Here is a 514-nt window from a genome sequence, read left to right as displayed (position 1 = left end):
GGCCGCAGCATGACGCGCCACGTGACTAGGCACTTCCTGCGCGACGACGACCTGTCGCCCGCCGAGCAGGTCGAGGTGCTGGCGCTGGCCGCCGAACTGAAGAAGGACCCGTTTAGCGCCCGCCCGCTGGAGGGCCCCCGCGGGGTCGCGGTCCTGTTCGACAAGAACTCCACCCGCACCCGGTTCTCGTTCGAGGTCGGCATCGCCCAACTGGGCGGGCACGCCGTCGTCGTCGACGCCCGCAGCACCCAGCTGGGGCGCGATGAAACCCTGGAAGACACCGCGCGGGTGCTGTCGCGCTACGTCGATGCCATCGTTTGGCGGACGTTCGGGCAGGAGCGCCTCGAGGCGATGGCCTCGACCGCGACCGTGCCGGTGGTCAACGCGCTCTCCGACGAATTCCATCCCTGCCAGGTGCTCGCCGACCTGCAGACCATCGCCGAGCGCAAGGGGTCACTGCGCGGGCTGAAGATGACCTACCTGGGAGACGGTGCCAACAACATGGCGCACTCGC

General features: G+C 69.3%; 1 pseudogene. It reads left to right on the top strand.

The window, feature by feature from the left end:
- Positions 1 to 21 precede the first annotated feature (21 nt).
- Positions 22 to 514: pseudogene (locus A5646_RS05780) on the top strand (ornithine carbamoyltransferase); the annotation flags it as partial.

This window comes from Mycobacterium sp. 1245499.0, from assembly GCF_001673615.1.
In the GTDB taxonomy this organism is placed as follows: domain Bacteria; phylum Actinomycetota; class Actinomycetes; order Mycobacteriales; family Mycobacteriaceae; genus Mycobacterium; species Mycobacterium europaeum_A.
This window is presented reverse-complemented; position numbering and strand designations above follow the sequence as displayed.